The sequence below is a fragment of the Streptomyces sp. NPDC048507 genome (assembly GCF_043199995.1).
Taxonomy (GTDB): Bacteria; Actinomycetota; Actinomycetes; order Streptomycetales; family Streptomycetaceae; genus Streptomyces.
In genome coordinates this window covers 190,199-205,182 of record NZ_JBICWZ010000009.1, presented here as the reverse complement: position 1 = coordinate 205,182, position 14,984 = coordinate 190,199, and the positions used below count along the sequence as shown (strand labels likewise).

The window sequence follows — 14,984 nt, the reverse complement described above, 5'->3', positions numbered from 1 at the left end:
GCAACCCACAATTGCAGCCCGCGCGTGTACGACCCGGGCCGGAGGGGCCCCCGGTGGCGACGCATCATGACCTCGGGGGGGCGGGGGGGGGGGGGGGGGCGCCCCCCCCCGGGGGGGCCCCCGCCACCCTCGCACGGGGGAGGAGGGAGGTCGGGTCCGGCGGCGAATCTTGAGCCATGAACCGCATCGAGATCCGCGAACTGACCAAGGACCACGGCCCCCACCGGGTCGTGGACCACCTCACCTTCGACGTCCTGCCCGGCAAGGTCACCGGCTTCCTCGGGCCCAACGGGGCCGGCAAGTCCACGACGCTGCGCCTGCTGCTGGGCCTGGACAGGCCGACCTCGGGAAGCGTCACCATCGGGGGGAGCCGGTTCGCCGAACTGCGCGACCCCTTGCGCCGGGTGGGGGCGCTGCTGGACCCCCAGGCGGCCCACGGCGGGCGCAGGGCCCGCGACCACCTCCTCGCGCTCGCCGTCAGCAACGGGATTCCACCGGCCCGGGTCGACTCGGTCCTGGAGCAGGCCGGCCTCGCCGCCGTGGCCCGCCGCCGGGTGGGGACCTACTCACTCGGGATGCGCCAGCGCCTGGGCGTGGCTGCGGCCCTGCTGGGTGACCCGGGGGTGCTCCTGCTGGACGAGCCGACCAACGGCCTGGACCCGGAGGGCATCATCTGGATCCGCGAGCTGATGTGCGGCCTCGCCGCCGAGGGGCGCACGGTGTTCGTCGCCAGCCATCTGATGGCCGAGTCCGCGTCCTTCGTCGACCACCTCGTCGTACTGGGCCGGGGCAAGCTGCTCGCCGACTCCTCGCTGGAGGAGTTCATCGAGGCCCGCAGCACCCCCCGAGTGCGCCTGCGGACCTCGGAGCCCGGCCGGCTGGAAGCCGCTCTGGCCCGGGAGGGGTTCCAGCTGTCCGCCGCCGACGGAGGGCGCTGGACGGTCGACGGCATACGGGCCGAGCGCATCGGCTCCCTCGCCGCCCGAGAGGGCATTCCCGTCCTGGAACTCACCGATGAGCGTGCCTCCCTGGAGCAGGCCTACCTCGACCTCACCGCCGACCGCACCCCGTACTCCGCCACCGCCGCCTGAATCCGATGGGAGTCGCCGCCATGAACGCCGCCCTGCCCACTGTCGCCGTTCTGCACTCGGAGTGGATCAAGATACGGTCCGCCCGGGCCGTCCTGGGATCACTCCTCGCGGTGTTCGCCACCACCGTGGGCGTCACCGCCTTGACCGCGGGTGTCGTTGGCACGTCGCAGCCGGGAGCCCTCGGGGAAGACCGCCTGCTCGGAGCCTTCTTCGGCATCACCTTCGGCCAGCTGGCGGCCGTTGCCTTCGGAGCCACTGCCTTCGCGGGAGAGTTCCGAGGCGGAGCCCTGCGGGTGTCCCTCACCGCCGTGCCCCACCGCACCCGCCTCTACCTCTCGAAGGTGGTCGCGGTGGCCGGACCGGCTTTCGTGGTCGGTCAGCTCACCGGGCTGGTGACCTTCAGCGCCGGGCAGGCCTTCATGGGGGAACACGCCCTCTCCCTGGGCGACCCGGGGGTGATCAGGGCCATGTTCGGCAGCGGGGTCTACCTCATGCTGATCGCGCTGCTGTCGGCCGGTTTGACCGCGCTCGCCCGCAGCGGCACGCTGGCGCTGGGGCTGCTCATACCGTTCCTGCTCATCGTCCCCTTCGTGGTCGGTCAGGTCGCCGGGGGCGCGGGGCAGTTCATGCCCGACCGGGCGGGGCAGGCCGTGCTGCGGATACGGGCGGAGGGGGCGCTCGGGCCGTGGACGGGCCTCGGAGTCACCGGGTTGTGGGCCCTCGTGGCCCTGTCGGCGGGATGGCTGGCCGTGCGGAGGCGGGACGCGTGACACGGGGCCAGTTGTCAGTGGGTCCCGGAATACTGACGGCATGACCACGGCACAGCATCTCGACCTGATCGACCGGCTGCGGGCCCAGAGTTTCGTGGACACGCCGGTGCGTCTGGGCCGGCACAGCAGCGGCCCGGGTCACCACCTGGTCCGGCTGGAGGAGACCGGGGACTTCCGGGAGGACGACGGCGCGGGCCGTGCGCAAGCCGCCGACCAGATCAGCGCCGACTACGCGGCCCTGACCCAGGCTCTGACCGGGCGGTGGGGGGTGCCGATGGTCTTCACGCTGAGCTCGCCGGCCGTGCCGCAGGAGATACCGGAGCCGTGGGAGGAGCTGAGGAACAGCACCGACCACGTCCACCTGTGGCGGGCGGAGGACCGGTGGCTGGTGGCCTGCGTGACGGGATGGGGCGAGCAGGACTCCTGGGCCCTGGTGGCGGTGATCACCGTCGCCGATCCTCCCTAGGCCCCGGCCGGTGGGGAGGGGGTCAGGGGGTGGTGGAGGCGGCTTCGCGGAGGCGGGCGTACTCCTGGGCCATGGATTCGGCGGTCCAGTGGGCGTTGAGGCCGCTGGGGTTGGGCAGGGCCCAGATCCGGGTGGTGCCGATGGTGCGTTCCTGGGGGCCGATGGCCGCCCGGCGGTCGCCGAAGGCGGTGCGGTAGGCGGTCACTCCGACCACCGCCAGCCAGGCAGGGCGCAGCCGCTCCACCTTCGCCGTCAGGATCCGGCCGCCCTCACGGAACTCCTCCGCGTCCAGTTCGTCGGCGCGGGCGGTGGCCCGGGCGACGACGTTGGTGATGCCGAGCCGGTAGGTGAGCAGTTCCTCCTGCTCCTGCGGGGCCAGCCTGCGCGGCGTGAAGCCGGACAGGTGCAGCACGGGCCAGAAGCGGTTGCCGGGGCGGGCGAAGTGGTGGCCCGTCGCGGCGGAGAGCAGGCCCGGGTTGATCCCGCAGAAGAGCACGCGCAGACCGCCCGCGACCACGTCCGGCAGGACGCGGTCACGGGCGGCTTCGAGCTCGTCGGGGGTCAGAGGATCGACCCCGGCGCGTACCCGGCGGCCTCCGGGTGCTCCTTGGCGATGGCCTCGATGCGCGAGACCACGGTCGCGACCTGGTCGCCCGCCGCCCCCGTGAAGGACAGCTTGTCGGCCATCAGCGCGTCCAGCTGCGCGCGGTCCAGCGGCATCCGCTCGTCGGCGGCCAGCTTGTCCAGCAGCTCGTTGCGCTCGGCGCCCTGCTCGCGCATGGCGAGCGCGGAAGCCACCGCGTGCTCCTTGATGACCTCGTGGGCGGCCTCGCGGCCGACCCCGGCCCGCACCGCGCCCATCAGCACCTTGGTGGTGGCGAGGAACGGCAGGTAGCGGTCCAGTTCGCGGGCCACGACCGCCGGGAAGGCGCCGAACTCGTCGAGGACGGTCAGGAAGGTCTCCAGCAGGCCGTCGAAGGCGAAGAACGCGTCGGGCAGGGCCACCCGGCGGACGACGGAGCAGGAGACGTCGCCCTCGTTCCACTGGTCGCCGGCCAGCTCGCCGGTCATCGAGGCGTAGCCGCGCAGGATGACCATCAGGCCGTTCACGCGCTCGCAGGAGCGGGTGTTCATCTTGTGCGGCATCGCGGAGGAGCCGACCTGGCCGGGCTTGAAGCCCTCGGTGACCAGCTCGTGGCCCGCCATCAGGCGGATGGTCTTCGCGATCGAGGACGGCGCGCCGGCCAGCTGCACGAGGGCGGTGACCACGTCGTAGTCGAGCGAGCGCGGGTAGACCTGGCCGACGGAGGTGAAGGCCTGGGAGAAGCCGAGGTGGCCGGCGATGCGCTGCTCCAGGTCGGCCAGCTTGGCGGTGTCGCCGCCCAGCAGGTCGAGCATGTCCTGGGCGGTGCCGACCGGGCCCTTGATCCCGCGCAGCGGGTAGCGCTCGAGGAGGTTCTCCAAGCGGTCGTAGGCGACGAGCAGCTCGTCGGCGGCGGTCGCGAAGCGCTTGCCCAGGGTGGTCGCCTGCGCGGCGACGTTGTGGGAGCGGCCGGCCATGACCAGCTGGGCGTGCTCGCCGGCGAGCTTGCCGAGCCGGGCCAGGACGGCGACGGTGCGGTCCCGGGCCAGTTCGAGGGAGAGCCGGATCTGGAGCTGCTCGACGTTCTCGGTGAGGTCGCGGGAGGTCATGCCCTTGTGCACGTGCTCGTGGCCGGCGAGGGCGTTGAACTCCTCGATGCGGGCCTTCACGTCGTGCCGGGTGACCTTCTCGCGCTCGGCGATGGAGGCGAGGTCGACGGTCTCCAGGACGCGCTCGTAGTCGGCGAGGGCGGCGTCGGGGACGTCGATGCCGAGGTCCTTCTGGGCGCGCAGCACGGCGAGCCACAGCCGCCGCTCCAGCGTCACCTTGTACTCGGGGGACCACAGGACGGCGAGCTCCGCGGAGGCGTAGCGGCCGGCCAGGACATTGGGGATGCGGGGCTTGGCTGTCACGTAGAGGGATTCTACTTGGGCCGCGGCTGTGCGTTCACGCAGGTGGGGGCGGTACCCGCGATGGTGGGATGCTACGAGAGCGGCGGGGTCCCGTACGGCAGGAGCTCCGGCCTCTTCGCGGGGCGGCCGTCGCCCGAGGAGCGGCCCGTCAGACGGCGGCCGATCCAGGGGAGCAGGTGCTGCCGGGCGAAGCGCAGGTCCTCGGCCCGCCGCACCGGCCAGCGCGGGGGCACGGAGGCCGTCAGCCCGGCCCGCCAGTCCTCCTCGGCGGGCAGGCCCAGGGCCTGCCACACGGCCTCCGCGACCCGGCGGTGGCCCTCGGCGGTCAGGTGCAGCCGGTCGACGTCCCACATGCGCGGATCGCCGAGCACCGGGGCCCCGTACAGGTCGACCAGCAGCGCGCCGTGCCGGGCGGAGAGCTCTTCGAGGATGCTGAAGAGCTCCTCCATGCGCGGCCGGAACCGTTCCATGACCGGACCGTTGCGGCCCGGCGAGCGCATCAGCACCAGCTGCCCGCAGGAGGGTGCCAGGAGGGCCACGGCCTCCTCCAGGTGGGCGCGGACCCGGCCCATGTCGACCTTGGGCCGCAGGGCGTCGTTCAGGCCGCCGACCAGCGTGACCACGTCGGCGCCCATCGCGGCGGCCGCGGCGGCCTGCTCCCCGGCGATCTGTCCGATGAGCTTGCCGCGCACGGCCAGGTTCGCGTAGCGCAGGCCCGGCTCGCGGGCCGCGAGGCGGGCGGCCAGCAGATCGGCCCAGCCCCGGTAGGAACCGTCCGGGAGCAGGTCGGACATGCCCTCGGTGAAGGAGTCGCCGATCGCGACGAAACTGGTGTAAGAGGCATTCATCTCCATGGCGCAGCGATGCTACCGCGCGGTACCCCGGCCCCGCAGGTCCGGGCCGGGGTACCGCGCGCCGGGCGGCCGGGCTATGCGGAGGCGGGCCGGCCGAACAGCTCGCGCAGCACGTCCTCCATCGTCACCAGGCCCGTCATGGCCCCGTCCGCCCCGAGGACGGCCGCGAGGTGCGTGCGGTTGTGCCGCATGGCGGTCAGCACGTCGTCCAGCGGGGTCTCCGCCCGTACCTGCGCGATGGCGCGCAGCTCGGACAGCGGGAACGGAACGTCGCGCTCTATGGCGTCGAGCGCGTCCTTGACGTGCAGGTAGCCCAGGATCCGGCGCTGCGCGTCCACGACCGGGAAGCGGGAGTAGCCCGACTCGGCCGACAGCCGCTCCAGCCCGTCCGGGGAGATGCCCTCCCGGGCCGTGACCACGCCCTCCACCGGCAGCACGACGTCGGTGACCGGGCGCCGCCCCAGTTCCAGGGCGTCGTGCAGCCGCTCGCTCGCCCGGCCGTCGATGAGCCCCGCGGCGCTGGAGTCCTTGACCATACGGGCCAGCTCGTCGTCCGTGAACGTCGCCGAGACCTCGTCCTTCACGTCCACCCGCAGCAGGCGCAGCAGGGCGTTGGCGAAGGCGTTGATCGCGAAGATCGCCGGCTTCAGCGCGTGCGTGAGGGCCACCAGCGGCGGTCCGAGCAGCAGCGCGGTGCGCACCGGCTCGGACAGCGCCACGTTCTTCGGCAGCATCTCGCCGAACAGCATGTGCAGGTACGTCGCCAGGGCCAGTGCCACCACGAAGGAGATGGCGTGCGTCAGACCGGAGGGCACTCCGACGAGGTCGAAGACCGGCGTCAGCAGGTGCGCGATGGCCGGCTCGGCCACCGCGCCCAGCACCAGCGTGCACAGCGTGATCCCGAGCTGGGCCGCCGCCATCAGCGCCGACACGTGCTCCAGGCCCCACAGCACCGCGCGGGCCCGGCGGTCGCCCTGCTCGGCGTACGGTTCGATCTGGCTGCGCCGGACGGAGATCAGCGCGAACTCCGCGCCGACGAAGAAGGCGTTGACGACCAGGGTCGCCAGGCCGATCAGCAGCTGGACGACGGTCATCGGGCCTCCTCCGTACGCTCGTCATTGCCGTCACCGTCACCGTCGCCGTCGGCGGGGCCGGCCGGGGCGCGCAGCAGCACGCGCGCGGCGCGGCGCCCGCTGGCGTCGACCACGTCCAGCTGCCAGCCGTCCAGCCGCAGGCTGTCGCCGACGGCGGGGATGCGCCCCAGTTCGGTCGCTATCAGACCGGCCAGCGTCTCGTACGGGCCGTCGGGGACGCGCAGCCCGATCTGCCGGAGCTGATCGGTGCGGGCGCCGCCGTCGGCGGAGTAGAGGGCCCGCCCGGACTCGTCCGTTCCGGCCGGGGCCAGGTCGGAGGTCTCGTGCGGGTCGTGCTCGTCGCGGACCTCGCCGACGACCTCCTCGACGATGTCCTCCAGGGTGGCGACGCCGGCGGTGCCGCCGTACTCGTCGATCACGACGGCCATCGTCTGCTTCCCGGAGAGCCGGTCCAGCAGCCGGTCCACGGTCAGGGATTCCGGTACGAGGAGCGGCTCGCGCAGCAGCTGCGCCACCGGATGGCGGTGCCGTTCCTCGGCGGGCAGCGCCAGTACGTCCTTGATGTGGACGGTGCCGACGACGGTGTCGAGGCTGCCCCGGTAGACGGGGAAGCGGGACAGGCCGGTGGCCATGGTCGCGTTGGCCACGTCCTCGGCGGTGGTCTGCACGTCGAGGGCGGTCACCTGGACGCGCGGGGTCATCACGTTCTCCGCGGTGAGGTCGGCCAGGTTCAGGGTCCGCACGAACAGTTCGGCGGTGTCCTTCTCCAGGGCGCCCGCCTTCGCGGAGTGCCGGGCCAGGGCCACCAGCTCCTGGGGACTGCGGGCGGAGGCCAGCTCCTCGGCGGGCTCCATGCCGAACCGCCGGACCATGTGGTTGGCGGTGGTGTTCAGGTGGCTGATCAGCGGCCGGAAGGACCGGCTGAAGACCCGCTGGGCGGTCGAGACGCGCTTGGCGACGGCCAGCGGTGAGGAGATCGCCCAGTTCTTGGGCACCAGCTCGCCGACGACCATCAGGACGACGGTCGACAGGGCCGTGCCCAGGATCAGGGCCGTGGAGGAGGCGACCGCGGCCGACAGGCCCATGGCCTCGAAGGGGCCCTTGAGCAGGGCCGCGATCGAGGGCTTGGAGATCATGCCGATGACCAGGCCGGTCACCGTGATGCCGAGCTGGGCGCCGGAGAGCTGGAACGTCAGGCTGCGCACGGCCGCCAGGGCGCTGTCTGCGCCCCGCTCACCGCGCTCGACCGCGCGTTCGAGCTCGCTGCGTTCGATCGTGGTCAGGGAGAACTCGGCCGCGACGAAGACGCCACAGGCCAGGCAGAGCAGCAGCGCCACGACGAGCAGGAGGACTTCGGTCATCGGTTGTTCACCTCCGCCCCATGATCAGCCAGGAGACGGAGGGCCGCGCGGTGTGGCATGCGGTGTCGCGTGCACGTGCGGGAATGTCGGGGACTGGGAGGCTCGCCCATGGGCGGACTCTCACACCTTTCGTCGGAGGGGGACCATCACCCCCATGGTAAAGGAAAGGCAAAGCGTAGCGGGTCGGCTTTTCGGAGGATACGAGAGGGGCCGTCCCGGGGAGTGGAACCCGCTGGCGTTCCGTGGGCCCGCCGTGCTTGGCTGCCGATCATGACCCACCTGCGCATACGCGCCGCCGTGCCCGCCGACGTCGAGGACGTGCTCGCCTTCTGGAAGGAAGCGGCGGAGGGCACCTCGATCACGGACGACGTGGACGGAGTGACCCGGCTGGTCACGCGGGATCCCGACGCCCTGCTCCTCGCGGAGTCCGACGGGGTCCTGGTGGGCTCCGTGATCGCCGGCTGGGACGGCTGGCGGGCCTCCCTCTACCGGCTCGCCGTGCTCCCCTCGCGCCGCCGCCAGGGGATCGCCTCGGCGCTCTTGGAGGCGGCCGAACGGCGTTTCGCCGCGGTCGGCGGCCGACGCGGCGACGCGATGGTCCTGGTCGGGAACGAGCGTGCGCAGCGGGCCTGGGCGGCGGCCGGCTACCACCGCGAGGACCATTGGCGGCGCTGGGTGAAGCCCTTCGCGTAGCCGGGTGGCGGGTGCGGGCCGGCTCAGGCGGGGCGCGGGACGTACGCGAGGCCGTGGGCCCCGGGCTCGCCGCGGCGGCCGACGTCCAGCCGGCCCGGGGGCCGCAGCGTTTCCAGGTCCACCACCCGGATGCCCGGGGCGGGCCGTTCCCCGTGCGCGGAGAAGCGGGGCGCGGCGACGCAGGCCCGCGAGCCGTCGGGGGACACCGCCAGGCCCTCGCTGACGAACGGCGCCTCCTTGTTGGACGCGTAGCCGGTCCGGCCCGCCGCGCCGATGGCGAACCGGTGCGGTCCGGGTGCGTCGGTGTCGATCCTGCCCAGGGGCCGGCGGGTCCGCGTGTCGATCACGACCACCCCGCCGGGCCGGTCCGCCGAGCCCTCCACGCTGACGTAGAGCCGCCCGCGCGCGGCGTCCAGTGCCAGGCCGTGCGGACCGTGTTCGGGGTCGATGACCGTCAGTTCGGTGCGGAGGCCGCCGTTCGCGTGGTGGTAGCCCGAACGGTAAGCCGTGGTGCACCACAGCAGTCGCTCGGTGGGGTCGAAGCACAACTCGTGTGGCTCGGCCAGGACTTCCGTCGTGCCGTCGGTGACCCGCTGCTGGTGCGCGCGGGCCAGGGACTGGTCCCGACCCCGCGCGCCGTGGAACTGCGGGAGGAGGTGGTGGCGCTGCTGCGCGGCTGCGACGACGTCTTGCGGCCCGGGGCCGGATTCGACGCGGCGCACCTTCACCGTGCGGGGCACCGAACTGCTGCTGGTGGCCCTGGCCGGGAGCCTGGCGGACCGGATCCACGCCCAGGCCCCGGACGTCGACGTGGTCTTCCTGCCCGAGGTGGTGGAGGGCGGACCGGCACCGCGTCAGGGCCTGGTGGACGTCGAACTGGGGGTCCTCGGGCCCTGATCCGGACGCCCCTGGTCGGCGTCGCCCGCGCCGGTCACCCCCTCTTCGACAAGCGCCTCGGCCCCATCGACGGCGCGCTCGCCGAGCTCGGGCTGCGCCGCGGGACCGCCGTCGTCGTGCCCGGCCACACGGGCGCGATGCCGCCGGCCCGCGACACCGACCTCGTCGCGCTCACGCTCGGCGGGTGGCTCACCGGCACCGTCTCCGCGCTGGGCCTGCGGACCTTCCCCGTCCCGCTGGACCCGGAACCCCTGGAGATCGGCATGGCCCGGAACCCCCGCAACTCGGCCGACCCGGGCCACCGCCGGCTCCGCGACCTGCCCCGGCCGGCCCCGGCGGGCCACGGCCTAGTCGAGGGAGCGGCGGGCCGAGCCGATGACGCAGTACGAGGTCGGCAGGGCCGGGCCGCGTTCCGGGAGGCGGAACGAGCGGTGCGAGACGATCCGGAAGCCGGCCGCCTCGATCGCGGCGAGGGGGTCGCGGGCGGTGTGGCAGCCGCCGAAGAGGCGGGGCCACACGGTCCGGTCGAGCGTCCGCTGGACGGCGGCCATGCCCGGGCCCGGGGCGAGGCCGTGCTCCAGGAACCGCAGCTCCGCCTCGGGCCGCAGCACCCGGTGGAGTTCGGCGAGGGCGCGCGGGAGGCTGCGTACGGTGCACAGCACCAGGGAGGCGACGGCCGCGTCGAAGGCCTCGCTCTTGACCGGGAGGGCTTCAGCGACCCCCGGTACGAGGTCCACGGGGACCTCGGCGCGCAGCGCGGCGGCGCCCGCGAGCCGGCGCAGGGTGCGCTCCGGTTCGACGGCGACGACCTCGGAGACGGCGCGGGGGTAGTGCGGGAAGTTCAGGCCGTTGCCCGCGCCGATCTCGATGACGCGGCCGGACAGGCCGTGCAGGAGTTCCCGGCGCAGGACGCCCATCCCGGCGCGGGTCTCGGCGGCGGTGCTGGCGCGCGCGTAGAAGCGGGCGAAGTACGGGTGGTGCACCGGATCGGGGGGAGGTGCGGACGGCATGGCGGACCTCCGGACGCGGATCGGGGGCGGGTACGGGCGCACGCGCCCCGGGGGGCTGTTCCCCGCACCGGCGCCCCGCGAAACCGGAACCCCGCCAACCGCCCCCCCGCGTCCCGAGTCCCCGTCAGGCCGGCCAGGCCGTCAGGAAGGACTCCGCCGACCACGTGCCGTGCAGGCGGGGGGCCAGCCAGGACGGGGCCGTCGTGCGGAAGGCGGCCGGGGCCAGGGCGCCGGAGCCCTCCGGGACGGCGCCCAGCAGCGGCATCCCCGACACCTCGGGCAGGTCGGCGAGGTTGCAGCGGGCCGCCAGCCCGGGGGCCGCGGGCCAACTGCCGATGACGACGCCGAACGGGCTCACGCCCCGGGCGCGCAGGGCCTCCGCCGTCAGCGCGGTGGAGTTCAGCGTGCCGAGCCCCGCCGGGGCGACGACCAGCACCGGGGCCGCCAGCAGCCGCGCCGCGTCGGCCAGGGTGTGGCCGTCCTCGTCGAAGCGCACCAGCAGCCCGCCCGCACCCTCCACGAGGACGAGGTCGTGCTCGGCGGCGAGCCGCGCGGCGGCCTCCGCGACGGCGGCGGGCGCGACGGTGGCCAGCCCGGAGCGCCGCGCGGCGGTGTCCGGCGCCAGCGGCTCGGGGTAGCGGGCCAGTTCGAGCGCCGTCACGGCCGGGCCGGCGAGGCGGACGGCCTCGGCGGCGTCCCCGGGCTCCTCGGCGTCCACGCCGGTCTGCGCGGGCTTCAGGACGGCGACCGAGCGGCCGGCGGCCACGGCGGCCGCCGCGATGGCCGAGGTGACCACGGTCTTGCCGATTTCCGTGCCGGTACCGGACACGACGAGTACGGGCATGTCAGCCTTCCTGGGCGGCCGCGAGGACCGCCCGGCAGATCCGGGCGACATCGGCGTCGCCGGTGACGAACGGGGGCATCACGTAGATCAGGTCGCGGAAGGGGCGCACCCACACGCCCTCGCGGACCGCGGCCCGGGTGGCCGCCCAGACGTCCACGGGCCTGTCGAGCTGGACCACGCCGATCGCGCCCAGTACGCGTACGTCCAGGACCCCGGGGAGCGCGCGGGCCCCCTCCAGCCCCTCGCGCAGGCCCGCTTCGATGCGCTTGACCTCGCCCGCCCAGTCCTGTCCGAGCAGCAGGTCGACGGAGGCGAGCGCGACGGCCGTGGCGAGCGGGTTTCCCATGAAGGTGGGCCCGTGCGCGAGCACCGGCACCTCGCCCCGGGAGATCCCCTCGGCGACCCGCTCGGTGCACAGGGTGGCCGCGAGGGCCAGGTAGCCGCCGGTCAGCGCCTTGCCGAGGCACATCACGTCGGGGGTGATCCCCGCGTGGTCGGCCGCGAACAGCGCGCCGGTGCGCCCGAACCCGGTGGCGATCTCGTCGAGGATCAGCAGCACCCCGTACTCGTCGCACAGTTCGCGCAGCACCCGCAGGTGGCCGGGGTGGTGGAAGCGCATGCCGCCCGCGCCCTGCACCACCGGCTCCACGATCACCGCGGCCAGTTCGTCGGCGTGGGCGGACACCAGGGCGCGCAGGTGGTCCGCGTACGCGGGGTCCACGGGGGTGTCGAAGCCGCCGGGCGGCGCGTCCGCGAAGACCTGCCGGGGCAGGTGCCCCTGCCACAGGTCGTGCATGCCGCCGTCGGGGTCGCAGACGGCCATGGGCTGCCAGGTGTCGCCGTGGTAGCCGCCGCGCCAGGTCAGCAGCCGGGTCTTGCCGGTGCGGCCGAGCGAACGCCAGTACTGCAGGCACATCTTGACGGCGACCTCGACGGACACGGAGCCCGAGTCGGCGAGGAAGACGTGCTCCAGTCCCGGCGGGGTGATCTCGACGAGCCGGGCGGCGAGGCGGACGGCGGGCTCGTGGCTGAGCCCGCCGAACATCACGTGCGACATGCGGCTCAGCTGGGCGGTGGCCGCCTCGTTGAGCACCGGATGGTTGTATCCGTGGATCGCCGACCACCAGGAGGACATGCCGTCGACCAGCTCCTCCCGCCCCTGGGCGGGAGCGGCGAGCCGCAGCCTGACGCCCGAGGCGGAGGACACCACGAGGGGCTCCTGCCGCCCGGGCATCGGACCGTACGGGTGCCAGACGTGCCGGCGGTCCAGGTCCAGCAGCCGGGCGGTGTCCGCCCGGCCGTCGAGCGGGTCGTGCAGGGCGTACGGGTCACGCATTGGGGGCGAGGTCCGTTCCCGCGCCGCGGCGGCGCACGGCCACCAGGTCCGGCCGCACCCCGCCCGCGTCGGCCTGCGCCGGAACGGGGGCGTGCGCGTCGTGCCCGGAGCAGCCGCCGCAGGCGGAACCGCAGCCCGCCGCCCCGGCGTCGGCGCCCTGGCCGCAGACCGGCGCGCCGTCGGAGTGGGAGCCGCAGCCCCCGCCGGCGGTGACCTCGGAGCGGTGCGCGGGGAGGGTGGACGTACCGGCGCCCTCCACCTCGAATCCGGCGTCCGCGATCATGTCCAGGTCGGCCTGGCCGGCCTGGCCCTCACTGGTGAGGTAATCGCCCAGGAAGATCGAGTTGACCAGGTGCAGGGCGAGCGGCTGCATCGAGCGCAGGTGCACCTCGCGGCCGCCCGCGAGGCGGACCTCGACGTCGGGGCAGACGAAGCGGACCATCGCGAGGATGCGCAGGGCGCGCTGCGGGGTGAGGTTCCACTCCTTGGCGAGCGGGGTGCCCTCGAAGGGGATCAGGAAGTTGACCGGCACGGAGTCCGGGTCCAGCTCGCGCAGCGAGTAGACGACGTCGACCAGGTCCTCGTCGCTCTCGCCCATGCCGGCGATGAGACCGGAGCAGGCCGACAGGCCCGCCGCGTGGGCCTTCTGGACGGTGTCGACCCGGTCCGCGTACGTGTGCGTCTTGGTGATCGCGCCGTACGTGGCCTCGGAGGTGTTGAGGTTGTGGTTGTAGGCATCGGCACCCGCGTCGCGCAGCCGCTCGGCCTGGCCGTCGGAGAGCAGGCCGAGGCAGGCGCAGACCTCGACGCCCTCGTTCTGCTCCTTGATGGCCGCGATCGTCTTGCCGACGCGGTCCACGTCCCGGTCCGTCGGACCGCGTCCGCTGGCCACGAGACAGACCCGCTTCGCGCCGCCCGCGACGCCCGCGGCGGCGGCCTGGGAGGCCTCCTCCGGCTTCAGCCAGGTGTACTTGAGGATCTCGGCCTTCGACCCCAGGCGCTGGGAGCAGTACGAGCAGTCCTCGGGACAGAGCCCCGACTTCAGGTTGACCAGGTAGTTCAGCTTGACGCGGCGCCCGAACCACTGGCGGCGCACCTTGCCGGCCGCGGCCACCACGTCGAGCAGTTCGTCGTCGGAGGTCGCCAGTACGGCGAGCGCCTCTTCACGGGTCGGCAGCTCGCGCCGCAGTCCCTTTTCCACCAGGGTGTTCAGCAGGTCCATGGGCCCGATCCTGGACCACACGGGCACTCCCGGCCAAGGAGAGATCCGACAACATGGCCTGAAGGGAGTGTGTGGATCGCCACACCGGCCCCTCGGGCGCCGGCGGCTAGGGTCGAGCAGATCTGTCGACTGCCGACAAAACGCGAGGACCGCCGATGACCCAGCACACCCCCGGACCCGAGGACGTCTTCGCCTGGATCGACGGCGCGGAGCGGGCCCGAGAGCGGGCCGGGCTGGTACGGACCCTGCGTCCGAGGCCCGCCTCCTCGCCGCTGCTGGACCTGGCGAGCAACGACTACCTGGGTCTGTCGCGGCATCCCGAGACCGTGCGCGGGGCCTGCGCGGCGGCGGAGCGCTGGGGCGCGGGCGCCACCGGGTCCCGGCTGGTCACGGGGACGACGGAGCTGCACACCGAACTGGAGCGCGAACTGGCCGATTTCGCCGGTTTCGAGGCGGCCCTGGTGCTTTCCTCCGGGTATGCGGCGAACCTCGCCGCGGTGACGGCGCTCAGCGACCGCGGCTCCCTGGTCGTCTCGGACGCCGGGAACCACGCCTCGATCGTCGACGGCTGCCGGCTCTCGCGGGCCGAGGTCGCCGTCACCCCGCACGGGGATCCGGACGCCGTCCGCAAGACCCTCGCCGGGCACGGGGGCCGGGCCCTGCTCGTCACCGACTCGGTCTTCTCGGTGGACGGGGACGCCGCGCCGCTCGCCGCGTACGCCGCCGCCTGCCGGGCCGGCGGCGCGGCCCTGGTGGTCGACGACGCGCACGGGCTGGGGGTGCTCGGCGCGGGCGGCCGGGGAGCCTTGTACGCCGCCGGACTCGCGGGCGCGCCCGGGGTGGTCGCGACGATGACCCTCTCGAAGTCGCTGGGCAGCCAGGGCGGGGCGGTGCTGGGGCCGGCCAAGGTGATCCGGCACCTGGTCAACACCGCGCGGGCCTTCATCTTCGACACCGGGCTCGCCCCGGCCGCGGCGGGCGCCGCGCTCGCGAGCCTGCGCCTGCTGCGGCGGGAGCCGCAGCGCGCGGAGCGGGTGCGCGAGGTGGCCGGCGAACTGTACGGCCGGCTCACCGCGTCCGGCCTGACCGCGGTCAGGCCGGACGCGGCCGTGGTGTCGGTACGGGCCCCGTCGGCCGCGGCGGCACTGCGCTGGGCCGCCGACTGCCGCGGGGCGGGACTGTCCGTGGGGTGCTTCCGTCCGCCGTCGGTGCCGGACGGTGTGTCCCGGTTGCGGCTGACCGCTCGGGCCGATCTCACGGGGGACGAGATCGGGCGGGCCGTCGCGACGATCCTGGGGACCGCCCCGGCCGGGGCCACGGACCGGTAGGCGCCGCCGGGCCGAAGGCGCCT

At 74.2% G+C, this 14,984-nt stretch carries 16 protein-coding genes; 6 read left to right on the top strand and 10 right to left on the bottom strand.

All coding sequences use genetic code 11. The features are described 5' to 3' along the window. Window positions 1–176: 176 nt before the first annotated feature. The 3 genes from ACGFXC_RS24970 to ACGFXC_RS24960 are packed head-to-tail and all read left to right on the top strand — an operon-like array spanning window position 177 to window position 2,327. Window positions 177–1,091, top strand: coding sequence for an ATP-binding cassette domain-containing protein (locus ACGFXC_RS24970; protein ID WP_393716266.1), 915 nt, complete (start codon window positions 177–179; stop codon window positions 1,089–1,091). A gap of 20 nt (window positions 1,092–1,111) precedes the next feature. Further along, window positions 1,112–1,861 (top strand): ABC transporter permease subunit, encoded by a 750-nt coding sequence (locus tag ACGFXC_RS24965; RefSeq protein ID WP_393716264.1) that lies wholly within the window; start codon window positions 1,112–1,114, stop codon window positions 1,859–1,861. A 40-nt stretch (window positions 1,862–1,901) separates the two neighbouring features. Continuing rightward, on the top strand, window positions 1,902–2,327 hold the full coding sequence (locus tag ACGFXC_RS24960) for a hypothetical protein (protein ID WP_393716262.1): 426 nt from the start codon (window positions 1,902–1,904) through the stop codon (window positions 2,325–2,327). A 22-nt stretch (window positions 2,328–2,349) separates the two neighbouring features. Here ACGFXC_RS24960 and mug read toward each other — a convergent pair whose 3' ends face one another. The 5 genes from mug to ACGFXC_RS24935 form a co-directional block, all read right to left on the bottom strand. After that, window positions 2,350–2,892 carry a G/U mismatch-specific DNA glycosylase gene (mug, locus tag ACGFXC_RS24955; protein WP_393716387.1) on the bottom strand — a complete coding sequence of 181 codons (543 nt, stop codon included), beginning with the start codon at window positions 2,890–2,892 and terminating at the stop codon, window positions 2,350–2,352. Beyond that, a complete protein-coding gene (purB, locus tag ACGFXC_RS24950) occupies window positions 2,889–4,322 on the bottom strand; it encodes an adenylosuccinate lyase (RefSeq protein WP_393716260.1) in 1,434 nt (477 codons plus the stop codon). Before purB ends, mug begins: the two co-directional genes overlap by 4 nt. Window positions 4,323–4,393: 71 nt before the next feature. Further along, window positions 4,394–5,176, bottom strand: a complete 783-nt coding sequence (locus ACGFXC_RS24945) for an SGNH/GDSL hydrolase family protein (protein ID WP_393716258.1) — start codon at window positions 5,174–5,176, stop codon at window positions 4,394–4,396. A 74-nt stretch (window positions 5,177–5,250) separates the two neighbouring features. Then, entirely contained in the window at window positions 5,251–6,270 is a 1,020-nt protein-coding gene (locus tag ACGFXC_RS24940) for a hemolysin family protein (RefSeq protein WP_393716256.1), read from the bottom strand. After that, window positions 6,267–7,631: a hemolysin family protein gene (locus tag ACGFXC_RS24935; RefSeq protein WP_393716254.1), complete on the bottom strand. Its 1,365-nt coding sequence runs from the start codon at window positions 7,629–7,631 to the stop codon at window positions 6,267–6,269. Before ACGFXC_RS24935 ends, ACGFXC_RS24940 begins: the two co-directional genes overlap by 4 nt. A gap of 270 nt (window positions 7,632–7,901) precedes the next feature. On the opposite strand from ACGFXC_RS24935, the gene ACGFXC_RS24930 reads away from it, so the two are divergent. Beyond that, a complete protein-coding gene (locus tag ACGFXC_RS24930; RefSeq protein WP_393716252.1) occupies window positions 7,902–8,324 on the top strand; it encodes a GNAT family N-acetyltransferase in 423 nt (140 codons plus the stop codon). A 23-nt stretch (window positions 8,325–8,347) separates the two neighbouring features. On the opposite strand, the gene ACGFXC_RS24925 is transcribed toward ACGFXC_RS24930, so the two are convergent. Next, complete coding sequence (locus ACGFXC_RS24925; RefSeq protein WP_393716250.1) at window positions 8,348–9,064, bottom strand: hypothetical protein; 717 nt, start codon at window positions 9,062–9,064, stop codon at window positions 8,348–8,350. On the opposite strand from ACGFXC_RS24925, the gene ACGFXC_RS24920 reads away from it, so the two are divergent. Beyond that, complete coding sequence (locus tag ACGFXC_RS24920) at window positions 9,054–9,221, top strand: hypothetical protein (protein WP_393716248.1); 168 nt, start codon at window positions 9,054–9,056, stop codon at window positions 9,219–9,221. The genes ACGFXC_RS24925 and ACGFXC_RS24920 overlap by 11 nt on opposite strands. Before the next feature lie 347 nt (window positions 9,222–9,568). Here the strand turns inward: ACGFXC_RS24920 and ACGFXC_RS24915 are convergent, their stop codons facing one another. The 4 genes from ACGFXC_RS24915 to bioB all read right to left on the bottom strand — a co-directional run bounded on the left by ACGFXC_RS24915 (window position 9,569) and on the right by bioB (window position 13,633). Next, complete coding sequence (locus tag ACGFXC_RS24915) at window positions 9,569–10,231, bottom strand: class I SAM-dependent methyltransferase (RefSeq protein ID WP_393716246.1); 663 nt, start codon at window positions 10,229–10,231, stop codon at window positions 9,569–9,571. A 124-nt stretch (window positions 10,232–10,355) separates the two neighbouring features. After that, a complete protein-coding gene (gene bioD / locus ACGFXC_RS24910) occupies window positions 10,356–11,075 on the bottom strand; it encodes a dethiobiotin synthase (RefSeq protein WP_393716244.1) in 720 nt (239 codons plus the stop codon). 1 nt (window position 11,076) lies between these two features. Then, window positions 11,077–12,411, bottom strand: coding sequence for an adenosylmethionine--8-amino-7-oxononanoate transaminase (locus ACGFXC_RS24905; RefSeq protein ID WP_393716242.1), 1,335 nt, complete (start codon window positions 12,409–12,411; stop codon window positions 11,077–11,079). Next, entirely contained in the window at window positions 12,404–13,633 is a 1,230-nt protein-coding gene (bioB, locus tag ACGFXC_RS24900; RefSeq protein ID WP_393716240.1) for a biotin synthase BioB, read from the bottom strand. The genes ACGFXC_RS24905 and bioB overlap by 8 nt, the downstream gene beginning before the upstream one ends. Window positions 13,634–13,788: 155 nt before the next feature. On the opposite strand from bioB, the gene ACGFXC_RS24895 reads away from it, so the two are divergent. Further along, complete coding sequence (locus tag ACGFXC_RS24895) at window positions 13,789–14,961, top strand: 8-amino-7-oxononanoate synthase (RefSeq protein ID WP_393716238.1); 1,173 nt, start codon at window positions 13,789–13,791, stop codon at window positions 14,959–14,961. Window positions 14,962–14,984: the final 23 nt, after the last annotated feature.

What these genes read in the sequence shown, in the direction of transcription:
- ACGFXC_RS24965 (WP_393716264.1), top strand. Translation starts at nt 1,112, where the DNA reads ATGAACGCCGCCCTGCCCACTGTCGCCGTTCTGCACTCGGAGTGGATC.
- ACGFXC_RS24960 (WP_393716262.1), top strand. Translation starts at nt 1,902, where the DNA reads ATGACCACGGCACAGCATCTCGACCTGATCGACCGGCTGCGGGCCCAG.
- ACGFXC_RS24935 (WP_393716254.1), bottom strand. Translation starts at nt 7,631, where the DNA reads ATGACCGAAGTCCTCCTGCTCGTCGTGGCGCTGCTGCTCTGCCTGGCC.
- ACGFXC_RS24905 (WP_393716242.1), bottom strand. Translation starts at nt 12,411, where the DNA reads ATGCGTGACCCGTACGCCCTGCACGACCCGCTCGACGGCCGGGCGGAC.
- ACGFXC_RS24930 (WP_393716252.1), top strand. Translation starts at nt 7,902, where the DNA reads ATGACCCACCTGCGCATACGCGCCGCCGTGCCCGCCGACGTCGAGGAC.
- bioD (WP_393716244.1), bottom strand. Translation starts at nt 11,075, where the DNA reads ATGCCCGTACTCGTCGTGTCCGGTACCGGCACGGAAATCGGCAAGACC.
- ACGFXC_RS24915 (WP_393716246.1), bottom strand. Translation starts at nt 10,231, where the DNA reads ATGCCGTCCGCACCTCCCCCCGATCCGGTGCACCACCCGTACTTCGCC.
- ACGFXC_RS24970 (WP_393716266.1), top strand. Translation starts at nt 177, where the DNA reads ATGAACCGCATCGAGATCCGCGAACTGACCAAGGACCACGGCCCCCAC.
- ACGFXC_RS24945 (WP_393716258.1), bottom strand. Translation starts at nt 5,176, where the DNA reads ATGGAGATGAATGCCTCTTACACCAGTTTCGTCGCGATCGGCGACTCC.
- ACGFXC_RS24940 (WP_393716256.1), bottom strand. Translation starts at nt 6,270, where the DNA reads ATGACCGTCGTCCAGCTGCTGATCGGCCTGGCGACCCTGGTCGTCAAC.
- bioB (WP_393716240.1), bottom strand. Translation starts at nt 13,633, where the DNA reads ATGGACCTGCTGAACACCCTGGTGGAAAAGGGACTGCGGCGCGAGCTG.
- ACGFXC_RS24895 (WP_393716238.1), top strand. Translation starts at nt 13,789, where the DNA reads ATGACCCAGCACACCCCCGGACCCGAGGACGTCTTCGCCTGGATCGAC.